Source organism: uncultured Halomonas sp., from assembly GCF_947501415.1.
Lineage (GTDB): Bacteria > Pseudomonadota > Gammaproteobacteria > Pseudomonadales > Halomonadaceae > Halomonas.
The window spans coordinates 61,094-73,240 of record NZ_CANMVL010000011.1 but is presented as its reverse complement, the minus strand read 5'-3'; the positions used below and the strand labels follow the sequence as shown (position 1 = coordinate 73,240).

The window sequence follows — 12,147 nt, the reverse complement described above, 5'->3', positions numbered from 1 at the left end:
CGCCGGTTTCAGGCTGGCATACTGCGCACCATCGGGCATCGCCGCGACGATGCCAAGGCATTCAACGAGGCCGTTTGACCATGCAAGACCATCAGCTCTTCAATCGCCCCCTGGTCGAGAAATACGATCGTCCCGGCCCGCGCTATACCTCCTATCCCACGGCGCCGCAGTTTCACGCGGCCTTCGCCGAGGATGACTATCGTGCCGCCGCCGAGCGCAGCAATGGTGCCGCCGCGCCCAAGCCGCTGTCGGTCTATGTGCATATTCCGTTCTGCAAGAGCCTCTGCTACTACTGCGCCTGCAACAAGATCATCACCCATAACACCGAGCGTGCGGCGGAATATCTGGCCTGGCTGCAGCAGGAGATCCGGGTGCAGGGGGCGCTGTTCGACGAGACCCGACGCATGACCCAGCTGCATCTGGGGGGCGGCACGCCGACCTACCTGAGCAATGACCAGCTCGGCGAGCTGATGGCAAGCCTGGATGCCGCCTTCCACTTCGCGCCGCCCGAGGAGCGCGAGTTCTCGCTGGAAGTGGATCCACGCACGGTAACCCCCGAGCAGATTCACGAGCTCCATGCGCTGGGTTTCAACCGCCTGAGCTTCGGGGTACAGGACTTCGATCCCGATGTGCAGAAGGCGGTCAATCGGGTGCAGAGCGAGGAGGATGTCGTCTCCCTGGTTCATGCCGCTCGCCAGGCAGGCTTCCAGTCGATCAGCGTTGATCTGATCTATGGTCTGCCGCTGCAGACGGTGGCCAGCTTCGATACCACCCTGGACAAGATCATCGCGCTGCGCCCGGACCGGATCGCCACCTACAGCTACGCGCATCTGCCGGAGCTGTTCAAGGCGCAGCGGCTGATACGCCCCGAGGACATGCCGCCTCCGGAGCGCAAGCTGGAATTGCTGGAGCTGACCATTCGACGGCTTACCGAGGCCGGCTACGTCTATATCGGCATGGATCACTTCGCCCTGCCCGATGACGAGCTGACCCTGGCCCGGGAGAACGGCACCCTGCAGCGCAATTTCCAGGGCTACTCCACCCATGCCGACTGCGACATGATCGGTCTGGGCATCACCTCCATCGGCAAGGTAGGCGATACCTACAGCCAGAACGTCAAGGAGACCGCCCAGTATCAGTACCGTCTGCAGGAGGGGCGTCTCGCGGTGTTCCGGGGCTATCGGCTCAGCGACGATGATCGCCTGCGTCGCGACGTGATCAATGCCCTGATGTGCCATAACCGCATCGACTTCGCTGCCATCGAGGCCAAGCACGGCATCGTCTTCCGTGACTATTTCGCCGACGCCCTGAGCGAGCTTCAGGAGATGGCCGATGATGGCCTGCTGGCGATTCGCGATAACGAGATCGAGCTGCTCCCTGCCGGTCGGTTGATGATGCGCAATGCCGCCATGGCCTTCGATGCCTACCTGGCCCATAGCACGGGACGCTACTCGCGCACGGTGTGAACAAAAAAAGCCACCCTCGAGGAGGGTGGCGCAAGACCGTGTCTAGCAATGAGAGGGAGAAACCAGGCCAGGAGACTGGCGGGCCCTGCCTGGTGGCGACGCCTCATCAACGCCGCCAATCAAAGAGTAATCGTTCTCGTTTGTGTCGTCAACACAAATGCGAACGTTTTTTATTAATGGCTCCTCTCAGGCTCCCGCCAAACGTAGCCACAGCGGCAGGGTCGCCATGGCCAGCAGCGTCTGGCCGGTGATCAAGGCGGCCATCATCTCGGCATCCCCGCCCAGCTGGCGGGCCAGGATATAGGCCGAGGTGGCGGTGGGTAGCGCGGCGAACAGCAGCACCACATCGCGACTCACCGGGTCGAGGCCCAGCAGCAGTGCCAGTACCAGTGCCAGGGCCGGCATCAGCGCCAGCTTCACCAGGTGACTTGCCCAGATCCCGCGATCGAGGCGTACCAGGGCGGCGGGACGCAGGGCCACGCCCACCGCCACCAGTCCCAAAGGCAGGGCGGCACGCCCCAGCAGCTCCACCGTCGCTTCGCTCCACCCCGGCAGGCCGATGCCGCCGATATTGAGCCCGATGCCGACCAGGCAGGCCAGGATAAGAGGGTTGCGGCCCAGGGCCGCCAGGCTCTTGGCGAGGCTGCCGCGCCCCAGGGTGCCGGCGGCGATAAAGCTGGAGACACAGAGAACATTGACCACCGGGACCATCAGCGCCACGGCCACCGCAGCTACCGTGGCTCCCGGAAGGCCGTGCAGTGCCGCGGCGCCGGCCACCCCCACATAGGTGTTGAAGCGCAGTGCTCCCTGGAAGGCCGAGGTGAAGGCCGGGGCCTGCATGCCCAGCCAGCCACGCAGCCGCCATAGCACGATGGCGAAGGCACCCATGGGACCCAGCAGGGCGATCGCCACTCGGGTCACCGGCACCTGGCTGACATCCGCGGTGGCCAGGGTCGCCACCAGCATGGCGGGGAACAGCAGGAAGTAGATCAGCCGCTCAAGCTGTGGCCAGAACTCGGCCCCTGGCTGGCGCAGCCAGCCCAGCAGGGTCCCCAGCAGAATCAACAGGAACAGGGGCCCCAGGGCACCCGCTATGTCCGCCATGTCGGCCTCCTTGGCCTCGTTACCTGCGACATCGTTCCGCAGTCTGCCACAAACGAATGCTGATAAGCTTGCCGCTATCGGTTCTCTGAGCGACGACCCCGTCCCCTATGCCTGACTCTCCCACGACTGCTTCACGCCCGCCGCTGCTGCGCCTGCTGGTGTTGTTGACCCTGGGCACGGTGGCCATCGCCCTCTGGTTCCTGGTCAGTCACCTGCTGCGTGACATGGGGCAGGTGCGCTGGTATCCCGAGTCGCCGGAATGTCAGCTGAGTACCGGGCCCTGTCTGGCCAGGCTGGGCGAAGAGCGCCAGCTGACACTCGATCTCGGTGTGCGTGGCGAGATACGCGCGCTGCAGCGCCTGCCGCTGGAGGTGTCCCTGCAGGGGGTGAAGGCCGAGCGCGTGATGGTGGATTTCGTCGGACGCGACATGGACATGGGACTGCATCGCTACCCCCTGAGCCTCGGGGCGGATGGCCACTATCGGGGCGAGGGACAGATACCCATCTGTACCGAGGCGGTGATGCCCTGGCGGGCACGGGTGGTTATCGAGACGGCCGATGGTAAGCTCGGGAGCGGGTTTGATTTCGAGGTCAGGGGAGACGCACCATGAAACGCAAGGGAGTCTGGGCCGGGGTGGCATTGATCGTGATGATGGCGGTGGGCGGTGTCGGCTGGTATCAGCAGCAGCTGACGGCGGGAGTCGATGGTGGCCCCGTCGGCGGGCCGATAGAGCTGCCCTCGACTCGAGGGGAATTCAGCCTCGAACACCTGGACGATGACCAGCTGGCGGTCCTGTTCTTCGGTTATACCCACTGCCCCGATGTCTGCCCCATGAGCCTGGCAGTGGTGCGTCAGGCTTTGACCGAGCTCGAACCCACCCAGCGTGAGCGGCTCGTGCCGCTGATGGTCTCGCTGGATCCCGAGCGTGATAGCCTCGCGCGGCTGGAGGAGTATCTGGCGTTCTTCGGCGAGCGCTTCATCGGTGCCACCGGCAGCACGGCCCAGCTCGAGGAGCTGGCCGGACGCTACGGGGTGGTATGGCGCAAGGTCGACGCGCCGGACTCCGCCATGAATTACACGATCGACCACAGCTCGTCGCTCTATCTGGTCGACCGTGAGGGGGAGATCCAGCGCCGGGTGCTCTATTCTCCCTCCCATCGCGGGCTGCTCGCCGCGCTGCACGAAACTCTCTAGTCCAGAACCGTTAGTCCAGCTCTTCTGGCCCGGTTCCGCTAGTCCAGCTCCTCTACCCAGCCTGACCCAGCCTGTGCAACGCCCAAGCCTAGCGCGTCGGAAGCGCTTCCTGAAGCCGCTCCAGCATCGCCATCAGCGCGCGAGTCTGGGTGCCCTGGCGGCTGTCATGCATGGGGTCAAGCTGCCAGGTGCTCTCCGCATAGCCCCACCAATCCCAGCATGCCTGCGGGTTGCCCAGGCGCGTCTCGGTCTGTGGGTAGATCACGATACGCCGGTTTTCCGCCGCCCAGGCATTGAGCCCGGTATGGCTAACGAAGGTGTCGCCGATCTGTTCGGCGGCCATGCCGCAGCCGTGCAGGGCCATGCTGACCTCACAGCCGCCCTCCTCGCAGCCTTCCGGCACGAACAGGTAGCCGGTATCGGCCAGCCCCCTGGCGTCATAATCGCCCTGGTCGAAGCGCCGTAGCTCGCCGGCGGCCTCTGCGTCGGCGGGAGGCGTCAGGTCACCATGCAGCCAGTTCAGGGCATCGCCGGCGATATCGCTGTCACAGGCCAGCAGGTGGGGAGGGCCCGCGTCATGGCAGTCGGCCAGCGCGCTCTCATCGGCGTGGCCAAGCGTGACGTCGACGGGCCAGCCGTGACCCACATCGGTGTCCTGGCGCCACTGCAGTTGCGAGGGGTCGCTTAGCCAGCCCTGAAACTGCTCGACCAGCGCCTCTCCCAGTCGTGGCTCGACCACTTCGTCGGCTGCGCCGTGCCAGACATAGACCCTGAGTGACTCAAGCGCCCCGGCCTCGCCGACCAGGTCGCGTTCACGGTAGCCGGCAAGGCGTTGCTCCAGGGCCTGCATATCGGGCATGCCGCGTCGGGTGGTCATGCACTGACCCAGGGCCAGACCTAGCGAGCCCTGGGCGCAGGACCAGGGACCCGCGGCGAGCACCCCGAGACCGGCGAAGCGCTCCGGCCAGGCCACGGCCAGCTGGGTCGCCATGTAGCCACCCGAGGAGACGCCGATGACGCTGGCATTCTCGGAGCTGGCGGCCAGGGCCGGGAGCTGCCGGGGAGAAGGGGGCGTATCGGCGAGCAGTGCAGACGTGGGCAGCGTGGCAAGGATCGCACCGGCCGCCCAGGTGGCCGGGCGAGACTTACTCACTGGCCTGGCTATCGTCGACGGCATCCTCGGCACCGTCGTCAACGCTCTCTTCTGCGGAGGCTTCGTCGGCGCTGTCGCCGGATGATGCCTGCGTGTCGTTGATGCCGAGCAGCTCGACCTTGAAGGTCAGGGTCTCGTAGGGGCCGATGGGGCCCTGGCCCTGGGCGCCGTAGGCGAGCTCATGGGGGATGACGATCTCCCAGGTATCGCCCACGCTCATCAGCTGCAGGGCTTCCTGCCAGCCCTCGATCACCTGGTCGACGCGAAAGCTGACCGAGTTGCCGCGCGCGTAGGAGCTGTCGAAGACCGTGCCGTCGATCAGGGTGCCCTCGTAATGCACCTCGACGCTGTCCTGGGCGCCGGGGGTGGCGCCGTCACCGGAGGCCAACTCGCGATACTGCAGGCCGGAGTCGGTGGTCTCGACACCTTCGCGCTCGGCGTTCTCGGCCAGGTAGGCCTCGCCCTCGGCGCGGTTGGCCTCGGCGGCGGCTTCGGCCTCCGCCTGGCGGGCCGCGGCGGCCTGCTGCTGGAAGGCCATCAGCGCCTCGGCCATCTCCTCGTCGCTCATCTCGAGGTCGTCGCCGGCGAAAACATCCTGGATGGCCTGGGTGAAGGCATCGACATCGAGGTTCTCGACATCCTGCTGGATGCTCTGGCCCAGGGTCACGCCCAGGCTGTAGCCCAGCTTCTCTTCATCGCTTTCCGGGGCACCCATTGCCAGGGGCGCGGCACCCAGCAGGGCGGCGAGTGAGGCGGTGGTCAGCAGTCGTTTCATGTGACTCTCTTGTGATTCCGGCTTGTGGTTCCGGCGCCGGTGGCGCCTGGGGTGAATGCGAATCATGGGACTCTAACAGGGCCGTCCCGGTTCCGCATCCGAGCGAAACCGGGACGAAGAGGGGAAGGCTTAGACCACCAGGGTGGGGCAGTGGGCAGAGCCTGCCACGCGCTGGGAGACACTCCCCAGCAGCAGGCTCTTGTCACCGCCGGTGCCCTGGGCACCGATCACGATCAGGTCGCACTCGCGTTTGCGGGCGAAGCGCACGATGGTGCGCGAGGGGCGGCCGGCCTTGACGAAGGCGCGCAGCTTGTCGGCAGGCACCCCCATCTCGATGGCCTGATTCTTGGCGTGCACGGCAATCTCGGTGGCGTACTCCTTGAGCATGTCGTGGGGGATCTCCAGCTTGTCGGGCACCATGGAGAGCGATGCCTCGAGCAGGCTATGGTGCTTGAAGACACACAGCAGATAGAGCTCCGCTCCGGTGAGCAGCTGTAGCCCCACGCCCTTCTCGAGCGCCTTGATTGCACCCTTGGAGCCATCCACCGGGACCAGGATCCGATTGAACATGGTTCTCTCTCCTTGGCTCAGTTGAAGGCCACGTCGCGCAGGAACAGGGCGATCTGCGGGAACATGATCAGCAGTGCCGCGGCCAGTATCAGCATGAAGATAAAGGGCGGTGTCCCCTTGATCACATCCAGGTAGGGGCGCTTGAAGATCGCGATGGCGGTGAAGATGTCACAGCCGAAGGGGGGTGTGGCCGAGCCGATGGCTACCTGCAGGGTGATCAGTATGCCCACCAGTACCGGATCGAGGCCGGTGGCGGCGATCGCCGGGGCGAAGATCGGGGTCAGTACCAGGATGACCACGATGGGGTCGACGAACATGCAGGCCACGAAGAAGGAGATGCAGATCGCGATCAGCACGCCGGTGGGGCCTGCCTCGTTGATGCCCACGGCCTCCAGGATCGACTGGGGAATCTGCGCGAAGGAGATGATCCATGAGAAGCCGTTGCCCGCGGCCACCAGCACGAACACCACCGCGGTGATCAGGCCGGTGGACTTGGCGATCGCATAGATGTGCTGCATCTTCAGCGAGCGGAAGACGATGAACTCCAGGAATACCGCGTAGAGCACACAGGCGGCGGCCGCCTCGGTGGGGCTGAAGATGCCACCATAGATGCCGCCGACGATGATCACCGGGAAACCCAAGGGCCACAGTGCCTGACGAACGGCAGTGAATCGCTCGCTCCAGGTCGCTTTGGGCTCGGTGGGGACACCGCGGATCACCGCATAGGCGACGCAGTAGGCCGAGAACATCGCCAGTATCATCAGCCCGGGTCCGATACCGGCGATAAACAGCTCGGCGATGGAGGTCTCGGAGATGACCCCGTAGATGATCATGCCGATGCTCGGCGGAATCAGGAAGGCGATATCACTGGCATTGATGATCAATGCCAGGGTAAAGGCGTCGGAGTAGCCGGCCTTGAGCATCTTGGGGCGCAGCGGTGAGCCTACCGCCACCACGGTGGCCTGGGTGGAGCCCGAGACGGCGCCGAACAGGGTGCATGAGGTGGCGGTCGAAACCGCCAGACCGCCCTTTATATGGCCGATGAAGGACATCACCATGGCGATCAGGCGGTCTGCCGACTGGCCGCGGGTCATGATGTCGGCGGCAAGGATGAACATCGGTACCGCGATCAGCGAGGCGGGGCGGATACCGGCCATCATCTGCTGGATCAGGGTATCCATCTGCCCCAGGCCATTGAACATCATGAAGAAGCCGATCACCGCAGCGGTGATCAGCGGGATCATCATCGGAAAGCCCAGCAGCAGCAGGGCGATCATGGTGCAAACCATTATGGTGGTCATTGTGCGTTCCCCTCGGGCCTTCGCCCTGCGTCAGACTTCCGTTTCCGTATCCTTGTAGCCATCCAGCACACTGGTCGACAGGTAGACGTCCCTGGAGGTCATGTTCTTGATGGCGGTCAGCAGGTACTGGATCCCGGTGATCAGAAACCCCAGCGGCGCCCAGACGTAGATCAGCCAGATCGGAAAGCCCAGTGCCGGCAGCACCCTGCCCTTGGACTGCAGGTCGATGATGTAGACAAGCGAGTAGTAGAGCAGGAAGAACATCACCAGCGAGGTGAACAGGGAGATGATGATCATGAGGGCGCGGCGCCCACCTACCGGCAGGGCATCGTAGATGGCCGACATGCGGATATGCCGGCCATGGCGTGCCGCATAGCCGATACCGGCGAAGGTGATCATGATGATCAGGATGCGGTTGATCTCGCCGGTAAAGAAGATGCTGTCACCGATCACGAAGCGAGCGATCACGTTGGCGATGGTGTTGACGGCCATCAGCAGCACGCCCATGGCCAGCAGCACCGCCTCCAGCTTGCTTATTAGGGTATCGATCACCCCCAGCGGCCCGGGGAGGCCGGAGCGATAGGCCTTTTCGGCTTCTTCATCTGTCATGGCTGCACTCCCTTCAGCATGCAGTGTGGTAAGACGCGTCTCGACAGTCAGGATACGCCCTGCAGAGCCGCGGCGTGGCTAGAGGGTCAACGCTGGGTGCACGCAGCGCGTCTCCGCAGGCTGCTGTCGTCGTTATAACGAACAGGGGGTGGCCCGAGATGGGCCACCCCCTGAGCATGGCGGTGGGAGGCAGTTACTCCTCGTCGGAGGTCACTGCCTCGAGATCGGCCTTGAACTGCTCGAGCAGCTCGGCACCGTCTTCGCCGGCCATCTCGACGTAGGCCTCCTCGACCTGCGGCGCGCGCTCGCGCAGCGACTGCATCTGCTCCTCGTCCAGGCGAGTGTAGGTGCAGTTGTCGCAGTCCTCCTTGATCTTGTTCAGGGCTTCCTCGGCGAGGCCCTGGATGTGTTCGATGGTGTGGTCATAGGCCGCTTCCGAAGCGTCACGTACCAGCTGCTGATCCTCCTCGGAGAGGCCATCGAAGAAGTCCTGATTGGCCATCATGGCGGTGGTGAACCAGCCGTGACCGGTGAACACAAGGTTCGGAGATACCTCGTAGAGGCCGCCGGACTGAATCCAGAAGATCGGGTTCTCCTGGCCGTCGAGGATGCCGGTCTGCAGGGCGCCGTAGACCTCGCCCCAGGGCAGCGGCGTGGGGGTCGCACCGAAGGCGTTGTAGGTCTCGGAGAGCAGCGGGTTGGTCATCACGCGGATCTTCTTGTTCTCGAAGTCATCCACGGATTCGATGGGTTCGTCGGTGGTGACCACCATCTCGCCTTCGGGGTACATCTGGAGCAGTTCCAGCCCCTGCTCGGCGTAGAGCTCGGGGAACATCTCGTTGATGGCCTTGCTCTTGTCGAAGAACTCGATGACGGTCGCTTCGTCGGTGGGCAGCAGATAGGGGACGAAGAAGATCTGAGCCTCGGGGATCAGCGAGCCGGTAAAGCCGGGAGACTGATTGACGAACTGCAGGATGCCGTTCTGGGTCTGCTCCATGATGTCATCGGACTCACCGAGCTCACCGAAGCGGTAGATCTGCACGCTGTGGTCGGAGTTTTCCTCAACATACTCCTTGAAGGCCACGGCGAAGACGTCCTGAACATCGCCCTCGTACTCCTCGTGGGCATAGCGCCAGTTGTCTGCCATGGCGGCAGAGGTCATGCCGAACATCAGTGCGCCGATACCGGCGGTGGTCAACAGCTTGTGTGACTTCATTCTTGTAGCCCCTTCTGCAGGTTTTGCCCGGGCTCGCAGGAGCTTGCCACAAGGCATCGAGGGAATATTAGATTCACGCGGCTTTTTCAGGCTAGCGTGGGCTCCGAGGAGGGTCAAGACGCGTCACCAGGCGATTTAGCGTTGAAAGATGGGCTTTTTTCTGCAGTTGCAGGGCATCTTGCAGGGTTTTTTCCGCCGGATGGTCGGCGGGGGAAAGCGACCTCAGTGGGCGGGTCATGGCCAGTGCTTCCAGCCGCGCAAGCGTTTCTCGTTCGGCCTGGAGTTCCGCCTGCTTGAGGGTGTCGCGCAGCCTGGCTACGTTCTCGAGTGATACGGCGGCGGTCTTGAGCTCGCGGCGCAGGCGCCGCAGCGGCTGGGTGACGTCGCGTTGCCAGCGGCGTACCTCGACAAGCGCCGATTCGCACTCTGGCTGCGGCACGGCGCCATGCTGTAGCAGCCAGCAGCGCCACAGCAGTTCACAGACATCGACTCCGGCGTCGTCCTGCAGCCGCAGGCAGGCAGCCTCGACCCCCTCCCGGGCGTAAAGCGTCAGGGCAAAGGGCCACAGCGGATCTTCGGCGAGTCGAGCCCGCAGAATGGTCAACATTTCGGTAGAATCGTCGATCATTGTCCTTTCGCCGCCGCCTCGAGCGGCGGCCGCACTCTTGTGGAGCCCGCATGATCGCACTGCGCCAAGTTTCTCTGCAACGCGGCACCCAGGCCCTGCTCGAAGGCGCCGACCTGACCCTGCATGCCGGTCACAAGGCGGGCATCGTCGGCGCCAACGGGGCCGGCAAGTCAAGCCTGTTCAAGTTGCTGCTCGGCGAACTGACGCCGGACCGCGGCGAGGTCGAGATGAGTGGCGGCCAGCGCATCGCGCATATGGCCCAGGAGGTGGAGGCGCTGTCGCGTTCGCTGCTTGATCATGTTCTCGATGGCCACACCGAGATGCGTCGGGCCGAGGCGGCCCTGGCAGAGGCCAGGGAGGCCGGCGACGTCCATCGTGAGGCGGAGCTGCACGGTGTCATCGAGGCGCTGGACGGTTACAGCGCCCCGGCCAGGGCCGCCCAGCTGCTGGTAGGCCTCGGCTTCGCCCAGCAGGATCTGGAGCGCCCTCTAGCGTCCTTCTCGGGGGGCTGGCGGATGCGCGTCAACCTGGCGCGCACCCTGTTTATGCCCTCCGATCTGATGCTGCTCGACGAGCCCACCAACCACCTCGATCTGGATGCCCTGCTGTGGCTCGAGCAGTGGTTGACACGCTATCCCGGCACTCTGCTGCTGATTTCTCACGACCGCGATTTCCTGGATGCGGTGTGCGACAGCATCGTGCACTTCGATCGCCGCTCCCTGGTGCTCTACCGCGGCAACTACACCACCTTCGAGCGCACCCGGGCCGAGAAGCTGGCGCTGCAGCAGGCCGAGGCCGCCAAGCAGCAGGCGCGGCGCGAGGAGATCGAGCGCTTCGTGGCTCGTTTCCGCGCCAAGGCCACCAAGGCCCGCGCGGCCCAGAGCCGTCTGAAGATGCTCGAGCGCATGGGCGATATCGCGGTAGCGCATGCCGACTCTCCCTTTCATTTCAGCCTGCCCGCCGCGGACAAAACCTCCCACCCACTGCTGGTGCTGGACGAGGCACGACTGGGTTATCGCCCCAAAGGCGAGGCGTCGGGCACGGAAAAGGTCCAGCTCGACAACGTCAGGCTGACGCTGCTGCCCGGACAGCGCATCGGCCTGCTGGGCCCCAATGGCGCCGGCAAGTCGACCCTGATCAAGACGCTTACCGGTGAGCTTCCGCTGCTCGCCGGCAAGCGTATCGCCGGGGAGCATCTCAAGGTCGGCTATTTCGCCCAGCACCAGCTGGAGGGGCTGGATCTCGCCTCCACTCCCTTCATGCATGTGCAGCGCCTCTCGCCCACCGCCAGCGATCAGGAGATCCGCAACTTTCTGGGTGGCTTCGGCTTCCCGGGTGATGATGTCTTCGGTGAGGTGGGGCGCTTCTCGGGGGGCGAGAAGGCGCGCCTGGCGCTGGCCCTGGTGGCCTGGCAGAAACCCAATCTGCTGCTGCTCGATGAGCCCACCAACCACCTGGATCTCGAAATGCGCGAGGCGCTCACCGAGGCGCTGGCGGGTTTCGAAGGCACGGTGATCATCGTCTCCCACGACCGCCATCTGTTGCGTGCCAGCGTGGATGAGTTCTGGCGGGTGGCCGATCACCGGGTGGAGCCCTTCGACGGCGACCTGGAGGACTATCGGCTATGGCTCAAGGCCCGCCTGGAGGGCGAGCGCCGCGAGGCCCGCGGAGATAGGGAGGAACGCCAGCTCGACGGGGGCGCCCCCCGGGAGGATCGCAAGGCGTCGCGTCGCGCCGCCGCCGAGCTGCGCGAGAAGCTGCGCCCGCTGAAGAAACAGCGCGATCGCGCCGAGCACGCCATGGAGAAGGTTCAGGAGGAGCTTGCCGGAGTGGAGGAGGGGCTCGGGGATGCCGAGCTCTATACCGACCCCGCCCGCAAGGAGGAGCTTACCGCGACCCTGGCCCGCCAAGGTGAGCTCAAGTCCCGCCTCGAGGATCTGGAGGCGGAGTGGCTCTCCGCCGAGGAGGCGCTGGAAACCATGGAGGCTGAACTCGGTGGCTGAGGTGTCTGTGTCTGGGAGAGCCGGGCAAGCACGAAAAGCGACATATACCCCGGGTTGCTGGCGCAAGCGAAGCGACGTCCGGCGATCGTCAGGGATGGCGAGCGAGGGTCACCCGTGAGGGATTATG

Annotated in this window: 12 protein-coding genes; 4 read left to right on the top strand and 8 right to left on the bottom strand. The window is 64.7% G+C overall.

All coding sequences use genetic code 11. The features are described from left to right. The first annotated feature begins 80 nt into the window (after positions 1 to 80). Positions 81 to 1,466 carry an oxygen-independent coproporphyrinogen III oxidase gene (hemN, locus tag Q0894_RS08840; protein ID WP_299233959.1) on the top strand — a complete coding sequence of 462 codons (1,386 nt, stop codon included), beginning with the start codon at positions 81 to 83 and terminating at the stop codon, positions 1,464 to 1,466. Positions 1,467 to 1,652: 186 nt separating this feature from the next. On the opposite strand, the gene Q0894_RS08835 is transcribed toward hemN, so the two are convergent. After that, positions 1,653 to 2,570, bottom strand: coding sequence for an AEC family transporter (locus tag Q0894_RS08835; protein WP_299233956.1), 918 nt, complete (start codon positions 2,568 to 2,570; stop codon positions 1,653 to 1,655). Between the two features lie 107 nt (positions 2,571 to 2,677). On the opposite strand from Q0894_RS08835, the gene Q0894_RS08830 reads away from it, so the two are divergent. Together Q0894_RS08830 and Q0894_RS08825 are read left to right on the top strand one after the other, a co-directional pair. Continuing rightward, a complete protein-coding gene (locus Q0894_RS08830; RefSeq protein WP_299233953.1) occupies positions 2,678 to 3,181 on the top strand; it encodes a hypothetical protein in 504 nt (167 codons plus the stop codon). Further along, positions 3,178 to 3,765 carry an SCO family protein gene (locus Q0894_RS08825; protein WP_299233950.1) on the top strand — a complete coding sequence of 196 codons (588 nt, stop codon included), beginning with the start codon at positions 3,178 to 3,180 and terminating at the stop codon, positions 3,763 to 3,765. Before Q0894_RS08830 ends, Q0894_RS08825 begins: the two co-directional genes overlap by 4 nt. Before the next feature lie 88 nt (positions 3,766 to 3,853). Here the strand turns inward: Q0894_RS08825 and Q0894_RS08820 are convergent, their stop codons facing one another. From Q0894_RS08820 to Q0894_RS08790, 7 genes are all read right to left on the bottom strand, one after another. Further along, positions 3,854 to 4,918, bottom strand: a complete 1,065-nt coding sequence (locus Q0894_RS08820; RefSeq protein WP_299233947.1) for a PHB depolymerase family esterase — start codon at positions 4,916 to 4,918, stop codon at positions 3,854 to 3,856. Beyond that, a complete protein-coding gene (locus tag Q0894_RS08815) occupies positions 4,911 to 5,693 on the bottom strand; it encodes an FKBP-type peptidyl-prolyl cis-trans isomerase (protein WP_299233944.1) in 783 nt (260 codons plus the stop codon). The genes Q0894_RS08820 and Q0894_RS08815 overlap by 8 nt, the downstream gene beginning before the upstream one ends. Before the next feature lie 129 nt (positions 5,694 to 5,822). Beyond that, positions 5,823 to 6,263 (bottom strand): universal stress protein, encoded by a 441-nt coding sequence (locus Q0894_RS08810; RefSeq protein ID WP_299233940.1) that lies wholly within the window; start codon positions 6,261 to 6,263, stop codon positions 5,823 to 5,825. A gap of 17 nt (positions 6,264 to 6,280) precedes the next feature. Next, complete coding sequence (locus Q0894_RS08805) at positions 6,281 to 7,564, bottom strand: TRAP transporter large permease (protein ID WP_299233937.1); 1,284 nt, start codon at positions 7,562 to 7,564, stop codon at positions 6,281 to 6,283. A 30-nt stretch (positions 7,565 to 7,594) separates the two neighbouring features. Further along, positions 7,595 to 8,173: a TRAP transporter small permease gene (locus Q0894_RS08800; RefSeq protein ID WP_299233934.1), complete on the bottom strand. Its 579-nt coding sequence runs from the start codon at positions 8,171 to 8,173 to the stop codon at positions 7,595 to 7,597. 193 nt (positions 8,174 to 8,366) lie between these two features. Continuing rightward, positions 8,367 to 9,389 carry a TRAP transporter substrate-binding protein DctP gene (dctP, locus tag Q0894_RS08795; RefSeq protein WP_299233931.1) on the bottom strand — a complete coding sequence of 341 codons (1,023 nt, stop codon included), beginning with the start codon at positions 9,387 to 9,389 and terminating at the stop codon, positions 8,367 to 8,369. A gap of 91 nt (positions 9,390 to 9,480) precedes the next feature. Next, positions 9,481 to 10,017: a TIGR02444 family protein gene (locus Q0894_RS08790; protein ID WP_299233928.1), complete on the bottom strand. Its 537-nt coding sequence runs from the start codon at positions 10,015 to 10,017 to the stop codon at positions 9,481 to 9,483. A 50-nt stretch (positions 10,018 to 10,067) separates the two neighbouring features. Between Q0894_RS08790 and Q0894_RS08785 the strand changes: the two genes are divergently transcribed. Next, positions 10,068 to 12,020 carry an ATP-binding cassette domain-containing protein gene (locus tag Q0894_RS08785; protein WP_299233925.1) on the top strand — a complete coding sequence of 651 codons (1,953 nt, stop codon included), beginning with the start codon at positions 10,068 to 10,070 and terminating at the stop codon, positions 12,018 to 12,020. Positions 12,021 to 12,147 lie beyond the last annotated feature (127 nt).

Bases quoted from the DNA above. Each gene is read 5' to 3' on its own strand.
- Q0894_RS08790 (WP_299233928.1), bottom strand. From the start codon at position 10,017: ATGATCGACGATTCTACCGAAATGTTGACCATTCTGCGGGCTCGACTC.
- Q0894_RS08810 (WP_299233940.1), bottom strand. From the start codon at position 6,263: ATGTTCAATCGGATCCTGGTCCCGGTGGATGGCTCCAAGGGTGCAATC.
- Q0894_RS08785 (WP_299233925.1), top strand. From the start codon at position 10,068: ATGATCGCACTGCGCCAAGTTTCTCTGCAACGCGGCACCCAGGCCCTG.
- Q0894_RS08800 (WP_299233934.1), bottom strand. From the start codon at position 8,173: ATGACAGATGAAGAAGCCGAAAAGGCCTATCGCTCCGGCCTCCCCGGG.
- Q0894_RS08830 (WP_299233953.1), top strand. From the start codon at position 2,678: ATGCCTGACTCTCCCACGACTGCTTCACGCCCGCCGCTGCTGCGCCTG.
- dctP (WP_299233931.1), bottom strand. From the start codon at position 9,389: ATGAAGTCACACAAGCTGTTGACCACCGCCGGTATCGGCGCACTGATG.
- Q0894_RS08825 (WP_299233950.1), top strand. From the start codon at position 3,178: ATGAAACGCAAGGGAGTCTGGGCCGGGGTGGCATTGATCGTGATGATG.
- Q0894_RS08815 (WP_299233944.1), bottom strand. From the start codon at position 5,693: ATGAAACGACTGCTGACCACCGCCTCACTCGCCGCCCTGCTGGGTGCC.
- Q0894_RS08835 (WP_299233956.1), bottom strand. From the start codon at position 2,570: ATGGCGGACATAGCGGGTGCCCTGGGGCCCCTGTTCCTGTTGATTCTG.
- Q0894_RS08805 (WP_299233937.1), bottom strand. From the start codon at position 7,564: ATGACCACCATAATGGTTTGCACCATGATCGCCCTGCTGCTGCTGGGC.
- hemN (WP_299233959.1), top strand. From the start codon at position 81: ATGCAAGACCATCAGCTCTTCAATCGCCCCCTGGTCGAGAAATACGAT.